The 16,456-nt window shown below is 69.2% G+C and carries 12 protein-coding genes; 6 read left to right on the top strand and 6 right to left on the bottom strand.

Annotated features, from left to right (window positions below; translation table 11 throughout):
• Nucleotide 1: 1 nt before the first annotated feature.
• Both ACX9TP_RS32360 and ACX9TP_RS32355 read right to left on the bottom strand, forming a co-directional pair.
• A complete protein-coding gene (locus ACX9TP_RS32360) occupies nucleotides 2-805 on the bottom strand; it encodes an ABC transporter permease (RefSeq protein ID WP_482974504.1) in 804 nt (267 codons plus the stop codon).
• A gap of 28 nt (nucleotides 806-833) precedes the next feature.
• The gene (locus tag ACX9TP_RS32355; protein ID WP_482982253.1) at nucleotides 834-1,556 is read right to left on the bottom strand and encodes an ABC transporter ATP-binding protein; all 723 of its coding nucleotides are present in this window, start codon (nucleotides 1,554-1,556) and stop codon (nucleotides 834-836) included.
• A gap of 226 nt (nucleotides 1,557-1,782) precedes the next feature.
• On the opposite strand from ACX9TP_RS32355, the gene ACX9TP_RS32350 reads away from it, so the two are divergent.
• Together ACX9TP_RS32350 and ACX9TP_RS32345 are read left to right on the top strand one after the other, a co-directional pair.
• A complete protein-coding gene (locus ACX9TP_RS32350) occupies nucleotides 1,783-2,976 on the top strand; it encodes an aspartate kinase (protein ID WP_482974503.1) in 1,194 nt (397 codons plus the stop codon).
• A 128-nt stretch (nucleotides 2,977-3,104) separates the two neighbouring features.
• Nucleotides 3,105-5,720 (top strand): N,N-dimethylformamidase beta subunit family domain-containing protein, encoded by a 2,616-nt coding sequence (locus tag ACX9TP_RS32345; protein WP_482974502.1) that lies wholly within the window; start codon nucleotides 3,105-3,107, stop codon nucleotides 5,718-5,720.
• 22 nt (nucleotides 5,721-5,742) lie between these two features.
• On the opposite strand, the gene ACX9TP_RS32340 is transcribed toward ACX9TP_RS32345, so the two are convergent.
• From ACX9TP_RS32340 to ACX9TP_RS32325, 4 genes are read right to left on the bottom strand one after another with little or no spacing between them, the layout of a single operon-like run.
• Complete coding sequence (locus tag ACX9TP_RS32340; protein ID WP_482974501.1) at nucleotides 5,743-6,654, bottom strand: phosphotransferase family protein; 912 nt, start codon at nucleotides 6,652-6,654, stop codon at nucleotides 5,743-5,745.
• Nucleotides 6,651-6,977, bottom strand: a complete 327-nt coding sequence (gene cutA, locus ACX9TP_RS32335) for a divalent-cation tolerance protein CutA (RefSeq protein WP_482974500.1) — start codon at nucleotides 6,975-6,977, stop codon at nucleotides 6,651-6,653. Before cutA ends, ACX9TP_RS32340 begins: the two co-directional genes overlap by 4 nt.
• A 14-nt stretch (nucleotides 6,978-6,991) precedes the next feature.
• Nucleotides 6,992-7,972, bottom strand: coding sequence for an ATP-binding protein (locus tag ACX9TP_RS32330; RefSeq protein ID WP_482974499.1), 981 nt, complete (start codon nucleotides 7,970-7,972; stop codon nucleotides 6,992-6,994).
• A 59-nt stretch (nucleotides 7,973-8,031) separates the two neighbouring features.
• Nucleotides 8,032-8,685, bottom strand: a complete 654-nt coding sequence (locus tag ACX9TP_RS32325; protein WP_482974498.1) for a hypothetical protein — start codon at nucleotides 8,683-8,685, stop codon at nucleotides 8,032-8,034.
• A 283-nt stretch (nucleotides 8,686-8,968) separates the two neighbouring features.
• Between ACX9TP_RS32325 and ACX9TP_RS32320 the strand changes: the two genes are divergently transcribed.
• The 4 genes from ACX9TP_RS32320 to gltG all read left to right on the top strand — a co-directional run bounded on the left by ACX9TP_RS32320 (nucleotide 8,969) and on the right by gltG (nucleotide 16,408).
• Entirely contained in the window at nucleotides 8,969-12,523 is a 3,555-nt protein-coding gene (locus tag ACX9TP_RS32320; protein WP_482974497.1) for a tetratricopeptide repeat protein, read from the top strand.
• Entirely contained in the window at nucleotides 12,523-13,980 is a 1,458-nt protein-coding gene (gltE, locus tag ACX9TP_RS32315; RefSeq protein ID WP_482974496.1) for an adventurous gliding motility TPR repeat lipoprotein GltE, read from the top strand. Before ACX9TP_RS32320 ends, gltE begins: the two co-directional genes overlap by 1 nt.
• A 128-nt stretch (nucleotides 13,981-14,108) precedes the next feature.
• Nucleotides 14,109-14,384 carry an adventurous gliding motility protein CglF gene (gene cglF / locus ACX9TP_RS32310; RefSeq protein WP_482974495.1) on the top strand — a complete coding sequence of 92 codons (276 nt, stop codon included), beginning with the start codon at nucleotides 14,109-14,111 and terminating at the stop codon, nucleotides 14,382-14,384.
• An 80-nt stretch (nucleotides 14,385-14,464) separates the two neighbouring features.
• Entirely contained in the window at nucleotides 14,465-16,408 is a 1,944-nt protein-coding gene (gltG, locus tag ACX9TP_RS32305) for an adventurous gliding motility protein GltG (protein ID WP_482974494.1), read from the top strand.
• Nucleotides 16,409-16,456: the final 48 nt, after the last annotated feature.

Genomic DNA, 16,456 nt, shown 5'->3' with positions numbered 1-16,456 from the left:
TTCAGGCCCAGCGCTGTGCTTCCACCGTGCGGTGGGTGAGCAGCAGGGAGAAGACGATGACCGAGGCGAAGAACACGAGCGACTGCACGTCCATCACCCCCTTGAGCATGTTCTGCAGCTGCGCGTCGAAGGACAGGTACGTCAGCACCGAGCGCAGGGGCTCCTCCGCGGACTGCGCCACGCCGGACAGCAGCATCCACGGCAGCAGCACCGTGAAGGTGAGGAAGGCCGCCAGCATCTGGCTCTCCGTCAGCGCGGAGATGAACAGCCCCACCGCCATGCAGGTGGCGCCCCACACCAGGAGCCCGCCGTAGCCCAGCAGCACCGTGGACCACTCCAGCGCGGTGCCGGACTCCGCCTTGCCGAACGCCGCCAGCAGCAGCGGGAAGACGATGGTGAGCCCCAGCGTGGCGGAGATGACGCCCAGCCCGCCCAGGTACTTGCCCACCACGATTTCGATGGGCCGCACCGGCGCCGTCATCAGCAATTCGAAGGTTTTGTTGCGCTTCTCCTCGGCGAACAGGCGCATGGAGAGGAAGGGCGCCACGAAGAGGGTGACGATGAGGACGGTGCCCCACAGCTGCACCACCACGCCGTCGGTGAGGTTGCGGTAGACGCTGAAGTCCGGGGGCATCTGCTCCCAGCCCATCAGCCGCGCCATGTCCTGCACCTGTTTGAACTTCTGCAGCAGGTCCACGAAGAAGAACGACGAGAGCGCCACCATCGCCGTGAAGACCGCATAGGCCCACGGCGTCGTGAAGTAGATGGACAGCTCCTTGCGGGCAATCGCCAGGGCGGTGCGCATGGATGGGTTCCTTGAAGGCGTGCGCCGCTCAGGCGGCGGTCAGCTTGATGAAGACTTCTTCCAGCGACGCGCTGTCCGCCTGGCCGTGGAGGCTGGCCAGCTTGCGAATCTCGTCGTAGGCGACAATCTTCCCCTGGTTGATGATGAGGACCTTCTCGCACGTCATCGTCACCTCCGGGAGGATGTGCGTGGAGAGGATGACGGTGTGCTTGCCGGCCAGCCCCTTGATGAGGGCGCGGACCTCGGCGCGCTGCGTGGGGTCCAGCCCTTCGGTGGGCTCGTCGAGGATGAGCACCGGCGGCGAGCCGAGCAGCGCCTGGGCGATTCCGACGCGCTGCTTGTAGCCCTTGGAGAGGTTCTGGATGACGCGGTCCAGGACGTGCGTCACGCCGGTGAGGCCGGCCACCCGCTCCACCTCCGTCTTGAGGCCGCGGCCGGGCAGCCCCTTCAGGGACGCCACGAACTTGAGGTACCCGCGCACCGTCATCTCCGGGTAGAGCGGCGGCGTCTCCGGCAGGTAGCCGATGCGCCGCTTCACCTCCAGCGGCTGCTCGAAGACGTCGAAGCCTCCCACCCGGGCCGTGCCCGCCGACGGCGGCAGGAACCCGGTGAGAATCTTCATGGTGGTGGACTTGCCAGCGCCGTTGGGGCCGAGGAAGCCGAGAATCTCACCCTCTTCGACACTGAAGGTGAGGTCCTCCACGGCCACTCTGTCCCGGTAGCGCTTGGTGAGGTGCTGCACCTCTATCATCGGCATGGGAAGGCTCCGTGAAGAAGCGCTCCACCCAGGGCCGTGGGCCGTTGAGCGGAATCGCCTGACGGTCTCGGAAAAAGGCGCGCGAATATAAAAGCCGACTTTCGCCTGTCAAGGCGAGCCCCCGTACTCCGGGAGCGGGCTTGCCCTGCTGGCCGGACTCCTGCAACAGGGGGGCCGGTGCGGTTCCCCGGACACGCCGAACAGGGGTAGTGAGGCGTCTATGCCAATCGTGGTGCAGAAGTACGGCGGCTCCTCGGTCGCCGACGTGGCGAAGATTCGCAAGGTGGCCGGGCGCGTGAAGGACAAGCGCGACTCGGGCTACCAGGTGGTGGTGGTGGTGAGCGCCATGGGCGACACCACGGACGAATTGCTGGCCCTGGCCAAGGGCGTGTCCGAGGACCCGCCCCGGCGAGAGCTGGACATGCTGCTGACGTGCGGCGAGCGCATCTCCATGGCGCTGTTGTCCATGGCCCTCCAGGAGATGGGGGTGCCGGCCATCAGCTTCACGGGCAGTCAGAGCGGCATCATCACCAACGACGCGCACGCGCAGGCCCGCATCGTCGAGGTGCGGCCCTTCCGCATCCACGACGAGCTGGCGCGGGGCAAGGTGGTCATCGTCGCGGGCTACCAGGGCGTGTCCTACAAGAAGGAGGTGACGACGCTGGGGCGCGGCGGCTCGGACACGACGGCGGTGGCGCTGGCGGCCGCGCTGGACGCGGAAGCGTGTGAAATCTTCTCGGACGTGGACGGCGTCTTCAGCGCGGACCCGCGCGTGGTGCCGGACGCGCACAAGCTGGAGTCGCTGAGCTACGACGAGATGCAGGAGCTGGCGAGCGCGGGCGCCAAGGTGCTCAACGCGCAGGCGGTGGAGTGGGCCAAGGCGCGCGGCATCGCCATCCTCGCGCGCACCGCGCACGGGCAGGGGACGGGCACGGTGGTGCAGGAGTTGTCCGGCCCCGCCGACAACCGGGTGAAGGGCGTCACCGCCGAGCCGGAGATGGCGGTGCTGTCCGCCAGCGAACAGGTGCGGCTGGAGGAGCTGCTGGAGTTCCTGGATGCCAGGGGTGTGCGAGGCCGGACGCTCGGCTTCGACGGGCCCGTGGACGGAGCGAGGCACACCGCCATCGCGGTGCCGCTGGCGGACATCCACGGGACGGACGCGCTGCGCAAGGACCTGGCCACGCGCTTCGGCGAGGCGGTGTCCTGGCGCGAGGACCTGGGCACCGTCACCTGCGTCGGCGTGGGGCTGAACGCGGACTGGGTGCCCTTGCGTCGGGCGCTGGCGGCGGCGGAGGAGCTGGGGGCGCGGGTGTACGCCGTCCACACCTCGCCGCTGCAGTTGACGTTGCTGGTGGACAAGGCGCACCTGAAGGGGCTGACGGCCCGGGTGCACCGGGAGCTCCTCGGCGGGTAGGCCGCTTCCCACATGGGGCACGCCGGGGGCGGAGTGTTGATCCACGCGCCTCCGGTGTGGCACCCCGCTTCCCTCCGGTGGGTTCGTGCCTACCCTCGCGCCCAGAACACCGTGATGTGGAGGACGGGATGGCACGGGGAAGCCGGTGGTGGATGGTGGCGGGCGGACTGGCCCTCCTGTTCGCATGGGGTGGTTGCCAGGAGCAGACCGCGCCCGAGCGGCCGGACCTGGGAGACCGTCATGACGAGCCGCCCCTGGAGGACGGCCACGACGGGGGCGACGGCGGCTTCCACCCCGGCATCATCGACGCCGGCACCGACGGCGGCGAGGCCGCGCCCGACGGCGGTGTGGTGGAGGAGCCGGACGCCGGCCCCCTCCCGGAGCTGCCAGCGCGCGACGCGGACGCGGTGCGCAAGGAGAACCAGCGCCCGGGAACGACGGCGTGGCGCATCAACCGCGACATCGGCGAGCGTGTGGCCAACTCCCGTGAAATCGAGGGCTATGCGCTCGAGACCACGTTGCAGCAGGGCGACACGCTGCGGGTGGCGGTGTCCCTCTCCACGGCGAAGAGCTACCGCTGGGTGGTGTACCGGCTGGGGCACTACGGCGGGGCAGGGGGCCGCGAGGTGGCGCGTGGCGGCCCGCTGCAGGGCGTGAAGCAGGCCGAGTGCCCGACGGACCCGGACACCGGGGTGACTGCGTGCACGTGGGCGCCCGCGCTGGAGATTCCCGTGGGCAGTGACTGGGTGCGCGGCGTGTACGTCGTGAAGCTGATTCGCGACGACCGCTACCAGCGCTACGTGCCCTTCCTCGTGCGGGACGCGAATCCGCGCGCGGAGGTGGCGGTGCTGATTCCCACCGCGAACTGGGCCGCCTACAACACGTGGGGCGGCACCAGCCTCTATGACGACAAGTTCCAGGTGATGAAGCCGCACGGCGTCAGCCGTGCCTTCAAGTCGTCCTACGACAGGCCCTACCACCGGGGGCAGGGCACCGGGCACCTGCTGACGGACGACCTCAGCCTCGTGCAGTGGCTGGAGGCGCAGGGGCTGGACGTGGGCTACTTCACCGACGAGGACCTGGACGCCAGCTACGACTTCGTGGCGGGGGCGAAGGCGTTCATCCTTTCCGGGCACGACGAGTACTGGTCCTCGCGGAACAGGGACCATGCGGACCGGGCGCTGGCGGAAGGGCGCTCGCTGCTCAACCTGGGCGCGAACAACGCGTACTGGCAGGTTCGGATGGAGCCGGCGGCGGACGGGCGGCCGCGCCGCATCGTCACCTGCTACAAGGGCCACGCGAACGACCCGTTCAAGGACTCGCGCCGCACGGCGAAGTTCAGGGATTTGCCGCAGAAGCGTCCGGAGAATGCGCTGCTCGGCGTGCAGTTCGCCTCCCGCTGGCACCAGTTCGGCTTCCCCACCGTCATCACCGCGCCCAACCACTGGGCGCTGGAGGGCACGGGGCTGAAGGCCGGTGACACGCTGTGGATGGCCAACGGCTACGAAGTGGACCAGGTGGTGGACAACGGCGCTTCGCCCAAGGGACTGGACGTGCTGGCGGAGTCCCCGACGCTGTCGCTCCAGGGGGCCTTCGGGTTCGGCCACATGGTGGTGCGCAAGCAGGGGAGCGCGTACGTCTTCTCCGCGGGTGGCATCGACTTCGTGCGCACGCTGGCCACCGAGGACATGGCGGACCCGCGCGCCGCGCGCATCGTCGCCAACGTCCTCTACAAGGCCCTGGGCCGGCCGGTGCCGGAGGGGCTGGTGGAGTTCCAGCGCAAGAACGTCACCCAGCCCGAGGGGCCCTTCTCGCCCTCCGTGCAGACGGTGGCGGGGGAGCCCGGAAAGCGTCCGCGCGCGGGGGGGGCGGTGGCCTCGGACGCGCTCGGCGCGCCGGTGGCGGTGGCGGTGCTGCCGGATGGCGGCTGGGCGGTAGCCGATGCGCTGGCCAACGCGGTGAAGCGCGTGTCGGCGGACGGCACCATTCGCACGGTGCTCACGGGGCTGAACGGGCCCATGGGCATCGCCGCGGACGCGGCGGGCAACATCTACGTGGCGGACTCGGACGCGCACGTCATCCGGCGCATCCCCGCGGACGGAGGGAAGGCGGAAGTGTTCGCCGGGACGACGCCGGGCATGCAGGACGGGCCCGCGATGGGCGCGGCCTTCAACCAGCCCGCGGGGCTGACGCTCACCCCGGACGGCACCGCGCTGCTGGTGGCGGACCTGAACAACGGCGTGATTCGCCGCATCGACCTGGTGGCGCTCGGCAACCCGGTGACGACGCTGCAGGGGGATTGGATGTACCGGCCGTCCGCGGTGGCGGTGTCCGCGGATGGCAACACCCTGTACGTGGTGGAGACGGGCATGGCGCGCGTGGTGCGCATCCGCGGGGGCGTCACCTCCGTGGTGGCGGGCACCACGCCGGGCTTCAGGGACGGGAAGCCGGAGACGGCGCAGTTCCTGCCCTACCTGGGCGTGGCGGTGCTGCCGGATGGCTCGCTGGCGGTGTCGGACCCGGGCAACTACCGCGTGCGGCGCATCCTCTTCGGAGAGGACGGCTCGCCGCGCGAGGTGACGACGATGGCGGGCAACGGGCGCTACGGGCACGCCGACGGACCCGGAGAGCGCGCGAGCTTCGTGCTCCCCGCGGGCCTGGCGGTGGGGGCGGACGGGCGCCTCTACGTGGCGGACTCCGGCAACGGGCTGGTGCGCGCGCTGGCGCAGTGCGAGCGGCACTGAGCAGGTATCTTCTTCGAGCCGCTCAGACTTCTCCCGGCGCATCCAGTGTCTTCAGGATGCGCCGTCGCACGTCCTCGGCCCGCTTCGTGCCGGGGGCGGAACCCGCCAGCAGGCCAACGAGGTTGAAGAGGTCGAACACCTCCGCCTGCCGCCGCCAGCCGTCCGGCAGGTGTCCTCCGTGCGCCCGGTAGCTGGCGGCGAAGGCCTCCACGAAGGGCTCGGGCGGCTCCCAGCGCAGCAGCTGGCCCACGTCCAGGAGCGCGGGCCCGGCGTAGGCGAACTCCCAGTCGAGGACCAGGGGCAGGCCCGCCTCCGTGTCGTGGAGGTTGGCGGGCTTGAAGTCGCCGTGGAGCAGCACGGCGGCACCGGCTCGCGCGAACATCGACTCCGCGTGCCGCGCGATGAAGCCGGAGAGCGGCGTGTACAGCTCCGAGCGGAGCGCGGGTTCCAGCGCGTCGAGCTGCGAGCGCAGGTGGTCATGGAACGCGCCGAACACGTCGTGGAACGGCGTCACCACGTCCAGCGCGGGCCCCAGGAGTCCGGCCTCGGAGTAGCCGCGGGCATGCACCTCCGAGAGCGCGAGCCCCAGCGCCGCGCCATGCGCCGCTGAGCCCTGCAACGAAGCGTGGGGGACATACTCCAGCAGGAGGAAGTCCTCGCCCGAGGCGAGCACCGCCGGGACGCGGAAGGACTTCCAGCCGAGCCCGAGCAGCGCCTGCTCCTTTCGCAGCGCCCCCGTGTCCCGCCGGTAGACGCGCAGCACGCGCCCGGTGCCGACGCGCACGTTGACGTTGGCGAGGCCGCCGCTCAGCAGCTCGCAGGGCTCGTCGGTGGGGCCGATGCGCTGGACAATCTCCTCGCGGCCGAGCGCGCGGAGCTCCGCCTTCCGCTCCCAGTCACGCTCGGGATTGGGCAGTGGCTCCGGGCCGCTCACGGGGAGAAGCGGGCGTTGTCACGCACCCAGGCCAGGTAGGGGCCGTGGCCGTCGGTGATGTCGAGGCGCAGCACCTCGGGGACGTCATAGGGATGCAGTGCGACGACGCGGGCGCGCAGGGCCTCGAAGAGGACGTCCCGCGTCTTGAGGATGAGCAGCACCTCCTGCTCGTCGTGGACCTTGCCCTCCCACCGGTAGATGGAGCGCAGGCCCGGGACGATGTTGCCGCACGCGGCGAGCTGCTCCTCCACCAGCGTGCGCGCCAGCTCGGCGGCCTTGTCGGTGGAGGGCGCGGTGACGAGGACGAGGATGACGTCGGTCATGAGCGCTTGAGGCCTCACCGCCCCGCGCTGCGCATCCCGCCCGGCGCGTGGTGCATGGGCGAGTCCATCTCCTGCCGCGTGCGGCGCCGGTCCGGCGTGTCGCGGGGCAGCTCCACGAAGGTGCACATCTCGCAGAGGCGGCTGTAGATGCGCTCACCCACGCGCTCGCGCAGCAGCTCCGCCTCACGCGCGGCGTTGCGCGAGTCGTCCGTCGTCCGGTAGCCCGTGGGAGCCGCCGTCCGCACGGCCTTCTTCTCCGGCTCCAGCGAGTAGTTCGTCGCGAACAGCGTGGTGCGGCCCGCGTTGTAGCGGCGGGCAATCAGCTCATCGAGCGTCTCCATCTCGAACGGGCTGCCGCGTCCCTTGCCCAGCTCGTCGATGGCCAGCACCTCCACGTCCGACAGCGGGCCGATGATTTCGCCGCCGCTCTTGCCGTCCTGGAAGCCCCGCCGGATGGTGGCGTACAGCAGGGAAATCTCCACGTAGCGGGCCCGCACGCCGACCTCCAGCACCAGGTGCGCGAGCGTGGCCGCCATCAGGTGCGTCTTCCCCGTGCCCACCGGGCCACTGAGGATGAAGCCCTTCGCCGGGCCTCCCTTCGAGTCCGTGCCGCCTTTCACATAATGGTGGCCGAAGTGCATGGCCACGCCGCGGCCCCGGTCCTGCGCCTCGTTGAAGGCCCGGTAGTTGTCGAAGCTCGCGTGAGACACGACGCCGGGCAGCCCCACGTCGTTGAAGAGGGACACGCGCCGCCGCCGCCGCGTGCACACGCACGGCTCCATCACCTCGTAGAGCCGGGGGCCCATCTTCTGGCTGAACACGCCCTCGCGCTCCACCAGCACGTGCCCGCGCCCGCCGCACACGGAGCAGCTCTCCGAGCACGCGCACACCCGAGCCATGGCCACATCCCCACGCCGCTCGAGCACGTAGGTCCGCCCCATGCACACCCCACACGCCTCGCCCGTCACCTTCGCACCCATCTCGCGCATTGCCATAGCAGACCCTCCCCGCGCCCCTTCAGCCAGCTGAACAGGCGTGCAGCCGGGCGTTCCCTTCACACTTCCTTCACGCCCAGTCGCCGCCGCACCGCCACCAACACCCGGAAGCGCCGCGCCACCCGCCGCGCCCGCGTGGACATCACCTGCTGCTCCGCTCCCGCCTCCAGGGCCTCGCGCCACAGGGCGCGCCGCTCGGAGAAGGGCAGGGCCCTGAGCATCAGCAGGAAGGCCAGCGCCTCCTGCGCATCCATGGCCGCGGGCTCGGTGGGGACATGTGAGAGCACCGTCACCATCACCCGCCGCACACGGGGCGCCAGGGCCTCTTCCCGCCCCGCCAGGTCGTCCAGCGCCGCGCACAGCCGCGCGTGTCGGGTCTCCTCCCACGTGCGGGCCTTCTTGCGCCGCGCCTGGGGCTCCTCCGCGCCCGCGCCCGCCGCCAGCGCGCGGTACTTCTTGATCTCCGAGTCCACCTGCCGCCGGCACGAGCGCAGCGAGCGCAGCACCGGCTCTCCGGGCCGCGCGTCCCACAGCGCCTTCTCCGCCGAGCGGGCAATGCCCCGCGCCACCACTTCGAAGGGAACGCCTTCCCGGGCCCAGGTCGTCAAAAGCTCCGTGTCCAGCGCGGACAGCATCAACCCCGCGCCGCGCACCGCGAGGAAGTAGTCCTGCACCAGCTCTTCGAAGCTGGCGCTCTCGGGGAGCAGACTCATGATCCGACACGTACTCCAGGGCAGGGCAGCCGAGCAGCCGGCCGACTGCTCCCCCATACCCGCTGGGTCCGACAAGGCAACTCCGAAGCCGCCTTTTTCACAGCGCCTCTGGAAGATTTCCGGCGTGCTTTCCGCGCAGCAAGCAGCCGGCCAGTCATGGTTGACCCGCTGCGGCCAAACCGCGCATAGTGAGGCACCCCGAATGGAAATTCCCGAAGATTCCCGGATACTTGCCGAGCAGGCAAGCTACCGGGGACGCCGGTCCCCCTCCCTTAGGAAGACCATGCGCCGTTCGCTACTCGTCTGCCTCGTGCTCCTGGCCACGGCATCCGCCGCCCAGGAAAAGAAAGCCACGCGCGATGCCGATCTCGGCCGGAAGTCCGCCACTGCGGTGGACAAGTCCCTGGCCGGTGACATCACCCGTGAAAAGAAGAAGGAGGAGGTCGCCCCCGCGCTCCAGTACGACCAGTTCCGGCTGGGCGTGGAGCTGCAGGTGGCCTCCAAGCGCCGCGAGCAGATCCAGTCTCTGAAGAAGATCATCTCCCTGTCGCCGGATCAGAAGGAGCTCCCCAGCCTCCTGTTCCGCCTGGGCGAGTTCTACTGGGAGGAGTCGAAGTTCTACTTCTTCGAGGCCAACCGGAAGGACGACGAGCTCATCAAGGCGATGAACCGCAACGACGCCATGGGCCAGCAGCGCGCCAAGGCGGAGAAGGCGGAGCTGACCGCGAAGCAGAAGGAGTACGGCAAGCTCGCGGTGGAGCAGTACACGAAGATCGTCCAGGAGCACCCGAAGTTCGAGCGCACCGACGAGGTGCTCTTCTTCCTCGGCCAGTACCTCATGGAGGAGGGCCAGGACCGCAAGGCGCTCGTGGCCTTCAAGCGGCTGGTGGAGAAGTACCCCCAGTCCAAGTACATCCCCGACGCGTACCTGGCGTTCGGCGAGTACTACTTCAACAACTCCAAGGGAAAGCGCCCGGAGCTGGAGAAGGCGCTCGTGGCCTACAAGAAGGCCGCCGAGTTCCCCGAGAGCCAGGTGTACGCCTTCGCCCTCTACAAGCAGGGCTGGTGTCACTACAACATGGGCGACTACGAGTCGGCCAAGGACAAGTTCAAGACGGTGGTGCTCTACGGCGAGCTGGCCGGCGCCAGCGCGGTGGAGAAGGACGGCGGCAAGAGCGGCAAGAGCTCGCTGGTCCGCGAGGCGCGCACCGACTACGTGCGCGCGTACGCGAACCAGGGTGACGTGGCCCAGGCCCGCGCGGAGTTCGGCAAGGTGGCCACCAACCCCGAGGACCGCTTCACGATGTTGAAGCAGCTCGCCAACCTCTACTACGGGGATGGCAAGGACCGCGAAGCGGCCATCACCTTCAACGGCCTCATCAAGGAGAAGCCGCTGTCGCCCGAGGCGCCCGGCTTCCAGGGGAAGATCGTCGACTGCGTCCTTCGCATGGGCAACAAGGAGCGCACCGTGGCCCAGGTGCGCCGGCTCGTGAAGATCATGAAGGAGGTCGAGTCCTCCGGCGTCATCAAGGAGGACAAGGACAAGAAGCTGCTGGCGGAGGCGAAGGAGCTCTCCGAGCGCACGCTGTCCAACCTCGCCGTCACCTGGCACAACGAGGGCAAGAAGACGCGCAACGAGGAGACGTTCAAGTACGCGGACGCCGTGTACAGCGACTACCTCACGCTCTTCCCGGAGAACCCCAAGGCGTACGACTTGCGCTTCTTCTGGGCGGAGCTCCTCAACGACAACCTGCAGAACTACGACAAGGCCGCCGCCAACTACACGCTCGTCGTCCTCCAGGACGCGAAGGTGCTGGAGGCCAAGGACGACAAGGGCAAGCCGAAGCCGGGCAAGCCGGGCAAGTGGCTGCAGAACGCCTCCTACAACGCGGTGCTCGCCTACGACGAAGTGGTGAAGGCCGGCGAGGCGCGCGGCGAGGACAAGAGCGTGGCGGGCGCGGACATCACCAAGAAGGCCACCATCCCCCCGCTGAAGAAGGCGCTGCTCGACGCGTGCGAGCGCTACCTCAAGTACGTGCCCAAGGGCGACAAGCGGGTGGAGATCGCCTTCAAGGCGGCCAACATCTACTACCGCCACAACCACTTCGACGAGGCGGTGCTGCGCTTCAGCGAGATTGCGCTGGGCTACCCCGAGTACAAGTTCGAGAACGGCGAGCGCGCGTCGGAGATTGCCGCCAACCTCATCCTCGACTCGTACAACCTGCTGCAGGACTTCTCGAAGGTGAACGAGTGGGCGCGGCGCTTCTACGCCAACGACAAGCTGGCGGTGGGCAAGTTCCGCGACGACCTGGCCAAGCTCATCGAGCAGTCGTCGTTCAAGCTCGTCAGCCAGCTGGAGGAGAAGAAGGAGTTCCAGAAGGCGGCCGAGGCGTACCTCGCCTTCGTGAAGGACTTCCCGCAGACGGAGATCGCCGACCTGGCGCTCTACAACGCGTCCATCGACTACTACAAGGCGAAGCAGCTCGATAAGACCATCGAGGTCCGCAAGGCCCTGTTCTCGAAGTACCCGCGGTCCAAGTACGTGCCGGACTCCATCTACGCCAACGCGGAGGCGATGGAGGCCATTGGCGACTTCGAGGATGCGGCGGCCACCTACGAGGCCTACGTGCGCGGCTACGAGCGCAGCGTGGCGGAGAAGGGCGCCGGCAAGTCGCGCGGCAAGAAGGGTGGCGATGACAAGCCCGTCGTCCCGCAGAAGTGGGAGGAGTCCAAGGCGCAGGTGGCGCTCTACAACGCTTCCACCTACCGCGCCGGGCTGGGCCAGACGAAGGCCGCGCTGAAGAACCGCGAGCGCTACCTGGAGCTGTGGCCCAAGGCGAAGGACGCGGATGACATCCGCCTGTCCATCATCGACCTGACGGGCAAGAGCGGCGGTGGCATGCGCGCCATCAAGATGCTGGAGGAGTACGAGCGCGACAACATGCGCTCGGCGAGCAAGTTCCTCACGGCCGAGGGGCGCATCATCGACCTCTACAAGAAGATGGGGAAGTCGCGGGACGTGGCGCGCATGTACAAGCGCGTCTACGAGCACTTCGACCAGCTGCCCCGCCGCGTGCAGACGACGCTGGAGAAGCCGGCGCTGGCCACCTCCGCGCAGGCGCAGTTCCTCTCCGTGGACCTGGACTGGCAGGAGTACAAGCGGCTGAAGCTGTACTGGGGCGCGCCGCCGTCGCCGGACCGCTTCCGGGCCAGCATCCAGGACAAGAGCAAGGCGCTGCAGGTGGTGGAGAAGAAGTACGTGCAGACGGTGGCCCTGGGCGCGCCCGAGTCCGCCATCTGCGCGCTCAACCGCATTGGCCTGGCGTATGACCACTTCGCCGACCGCGTCATCAACGCGCCCATGCCGCGCGGGCTGGACGAGGAGGCGCAGCAGGCTTTGCGCGACGAGTTCGCCAACCAGGCCCAGCCGCTGAAGGACAAGGCCACCGAGGCCTTCGCCGCCACGGTGAGCAAGAGCCGCGAGCTGGACGTGTACAACGAGTGCGCCGCGGAGAGCCTGAAGATGCTGCGCACCACGTACGCGCCGGACCGCTTCCCGGACATGCCGGAGGAGAAGGTGGCGCTCAAGGGCCGCGAGCAGATCATCGGCGGCGACCTGCTGGCCGCCATCCAGGACGTGCCCCCGCCGGCCCCCAAGGCCGTCGCGGAGGCGCAGAAGACGAAGGCGTCGGAGCTGAACGAGGACCTGACGGACCTCACCCAGCAGCTGCGCTCGCAGACCGAGACCCAGGTGGACTCCAAGCCCGCCGCCTCCAAGGACGGGGCCGCGCCCACGAAGCAGGGCACGGCTGACGAGGAGCCGGAGGACTTCCTCTAATGAACCGGACCCAGACCCGCACCATGCGCCTGTTCCCCCTTCTGGTCGCCACGTCGCTCGTGGCCGCCGGCTGCTCGGCCTCCAAGGCCAGCGGCCCCACCACGACGGCGAAGAACCCCACCACGGCGCAGACGCCCGGCAAGGAGCCGGCGCCCCCGCCCATCTCCAACACGGCCAAGGCCCGCTTCGAGGACGCCGTGAAGGCGTTCGACGCGCAGAAGAAGGCGAAGGCCTTCGACTACCCGACGCTCGAGCGCAAGTTCAAGCTGGCGCTGGAGTCGGACGCGAACTTCGCCGAGGCCCACTACAACCTCGGCGTCATCGCCGAGCGCCAGGGCAAGAACGACGAGGCGCGCGCGCAGTACAAGGCGGCGCTCTCCAAGAAGCCCTCGCTGCGCCAGGCCTCGGACAATCTGGCCATCATGGAGCAGAACGCGGGCAACGTGGCCGGCGCGGTGGCCCTCTACCAGGAGGTGCTGCAGCGCTACCCGGACGACGCCCAGTCCCGCGCCCGCCTGGCGGAGATCTACCGGCAGCAGGGAGACCACGACAAGGCGATGGAGCTGGCCCGCGGCGCGCTGATGCGCGACCCGCAGTCCACCACCGCGCTGAAGGTGATGATCCGCAGCTACCTGGACCGCAAGCAGCTGGCCATGGCGAAGCTGGTGGCGCTGCGCGGCGTGAAGCTGGACGCGGCGGACCCGGAGCTGCACCACGCGGTGGGCCTCATCCTCCTCAAGGAAGGGGACAAGGACGAGGCGCGGCTGTCCTTCAAGAAGGCGCTGGAGGTGCGTGACGACTACGTGCCCTCGCACGTGGCCCTGGCGCAGCTGTCGCTGGAGTCGGAGGACTTCCCCGGCGCCGAGGAGCACCTGCGCCGCATCCTCCAGGCGGACGGGAAGAACGCCACCGCGCACCTCAACCTCGGCATCGCCTACAAGGGCCAGGGCCAGTTCGACAAGGCCATGCAGGAGTACGACGAGGCGGAGAAGCTGGACCCCGAGCTCGCCGCGGTGAGCCTCAACCGCGCCGTCATCCTCCACAAGGTGAAGGACGCCCCCGAGCGCGCCGTGGAGCTGTACAAGAAGTACATCGCCATGGCCGGCGGCGACGTGGCCCTGTCCGCCGAGTCGCCCGTCTTCGGGCTGCTGCGCGAGGCGGAGGCCATCGTCAACGCCAAGCGCGAGGCGAAGCACGCCGAGGACCAGGCGAAGCAGATGGAGGAGCTGCAGAAGAAGCAGCAGGCCCAGATGCAGGCCGCGGACAAGCAGGCCGCCCCGGCCCCGCAGCCCGCGGGCACCGTGACGCCCGCCTCCGCCACCGGTACGTCCCCGCAGGCCACGCCCGCGGGCGGCGCCGTCACCCCGGCGCCCGAGGCGGCCCCGGCGGCTGGGGCGACCGAAAAGAAGAATGCAGGCACGGCGGATCCTTCGGAGCCCGAAGACGACCTGCTGTGAAACGTGCGACGTCCCCGGGTGCCTTCGCTGTAGCGGTGCCTCGGGGGATGATGCGAACCTTGAGCGTCCCCTTTAAAGGGGGACGCGCGGTAGGACGGGCCCGGCAACGGCCCTCGTGGGAGGCAGTGATGCGGAAGGCTCTGATGCTGTGCGTGGTCCTCGCTGTGGCTCCGGCCTTCGCCCAGGACGAGGGCAACAAGTCCCAGGGCGGTGGGAGCGGGGAGGGCAATGTGCGCTACTCCAAGACCACCAACATCGACTTCGAGGACGACACCATCGAAGGCGACCTCACGAAGCCCGATGGCGAGTACATCGAGGCGCGCGACAAGGTGAAGCACTCGAACCTCATCCGCATCCGCGAGGACTTCGAGGACAAGGTGATGCAGTCCGTGGGGGAGCTGTAGGCGGCGTCACCGCTCCACCTGGGAACCCGGCGGAGCGAGCGTTGTCTGTAGCCAACACCCACCTTTCGTAGGAGTCCCCCATGGCCGTTCCTCTGACACTCAAGGTCTTCAAGGGCGACTCGCTGGTCGCCTCCAAGGACTACGAGCGCGACATCATCAAGATTGGCCGTCTGTCTTCCGCGCACCTGTGCCTGGAGGACGAGAAGGTCAGCCGAATCCACTCCGTCATCGAGGTCGCCACCGACGGCGCCATGTCCATCATCGACATGGGCAGCGTCGAGGGCACGTACGTCAACGGCAAGCGCGTCAACAAGGGGCAGCTGACCTTCGGTGACGAGATCCGCGTGGGTGGCACCACCATCCGCCTGGAGAACCCGGCCGCGGTGGCCGCCGCCAACCTGGCGGTGGCCGTCGCCGGCACGGACGAGACGACCGAGAAGAACCCCGTGCTGGGCGCGCAGACGCCGGCCGCGGGCCTGGCGCAGGCCGCGGGGGCCGTGGCTCCCGCCGCCGCCGCCACGGGCGCGCTGGACGCGTCGTTCGCCGCCACGCAGCAGAACGCGGTGGTGGCCGCCGCCGAGCCGGCGCCCGTCGCGGTCGCCGCGCCCGAGGCTCCGGCCGTCGAGGCCGCGCCGCGCGTGCGCACCGTGCGCAAGTCGAAGTCCAACGGCCCCATGGGCGTGGGGCTGCGCTTCGCGTGGGGTGACCAGCGCGTGGGCGAGTTCTTCATCCCTCCGGGGGCGAAGCGCGCGTTCACCGTGGGCAGCGCCGCGGACGTGGACTTCATCATGGGCGACGCGAAGCTGGGCGCTCCCAAGTTCGAGGTGCTGCGCGCCGACGGGCAGTCCTTCTCCGTGCGCTTCACGGGCAAGATGAAGGGCGAGCTGACCCGCAAGGGCGACACGATGGACCTCAAGCAGGTCATCGAGTCCGGCAAGGCCTCGCACGAGGGTGACGCGTACACGCTGACGCTGGACGCGGAGGACTTCCTCTGGGTGGACCTGGGCGGCGTCACGCTCGAGGCCGCCTTCCAGCCGGTGCCCAAGCGCGTGGTGGCGCCGCTGGGCGAGTCGCTGGACTACACGGCGCTCAACATCTTCCTGGTGATGTTCTTCGCGGCCACCGCGTTCGTCATCACCGCGATGAACCGCACCGGTGACGGCGACGAGTACTCGGACGAGCTGTCCGCCGACAACGCCCGCATCGCCAAGCTCATCATCAAGCCCCCCGAGACGCAAAAGAACAAGTTCCTCGAGCGCCTCAACCAGCAGAAGGAGGCGAAGAAGAGCGGCGAGATGGCCGCCAAGAGCCGCGGCGACGAAGGGCAGATGGGCAAGAAGGACGCGGCCAAGACGAACAACCGCACCGCGCCCAAGGGCGACCCGAGCAAGAAGGACGAGGCTCGCGCGCTGACGGCCAAGATCTTCGGCACCGGCAAGGGTGGCATCTCCACCGTCTTCGGGAAGAACGGCCTGGGCGGCGACCTGAAGAGCGCCATGGGCAACATGTTCGGCAACAAGACGGGTGACTCGGGCGGCTTCGGCGGCCTGGGCCTGCGCGGCTCCGGCGGTGGCGGCGGCGGCACGGGTGACACCGTCGGCATCGGCGGCATCGGCACCAAGGGCCGCGGCGGCGGCACCGGCACCTACGGCAACGGCGTGGGCGTGCTGGGTGGCAAGCAGAGCGTGGACGTGGGCATCACCTCGTCCGAGCCGGAGGTCATGGGCTCGCTGGACAAGGAGCTCATCCGCAAGGTCATCCAGATGAACCGCGGGCAGATTCGCTACTGCTATGAGAGCCTGCTCAACCGCTTCCCGAAGCTGGGCGGCAAGGTGTCCGTGAAATTCGTCATCACCGGCACCGGCTCGGTGGCGTCGTCCTCGGTGGCCCAGTCCACCGCGGGCAACGCGGAGCTGGAGACGTGTGTGGCGGGCCGCGTGCGCACCTGGAAGTTCCCCGAGCCGAAGGGCGGCGGCGTGGTGGTCGTCACCTATCCGTTCATCTTCAAGCAGGCCGGCGAGTAACGCCGGGCTGTTTCCCTGCTGCGCGGGCGGACCTGAAGTCGGGCCGCC

Source organism: Pyxidicoccus sp. M15 (assembly GCF_056858435.1).
The sequence above is the reverse complement of the archived record's forward strand: the minus strand, read 5'-3'. Positions and strand labels throughout refer to the sequence as shown.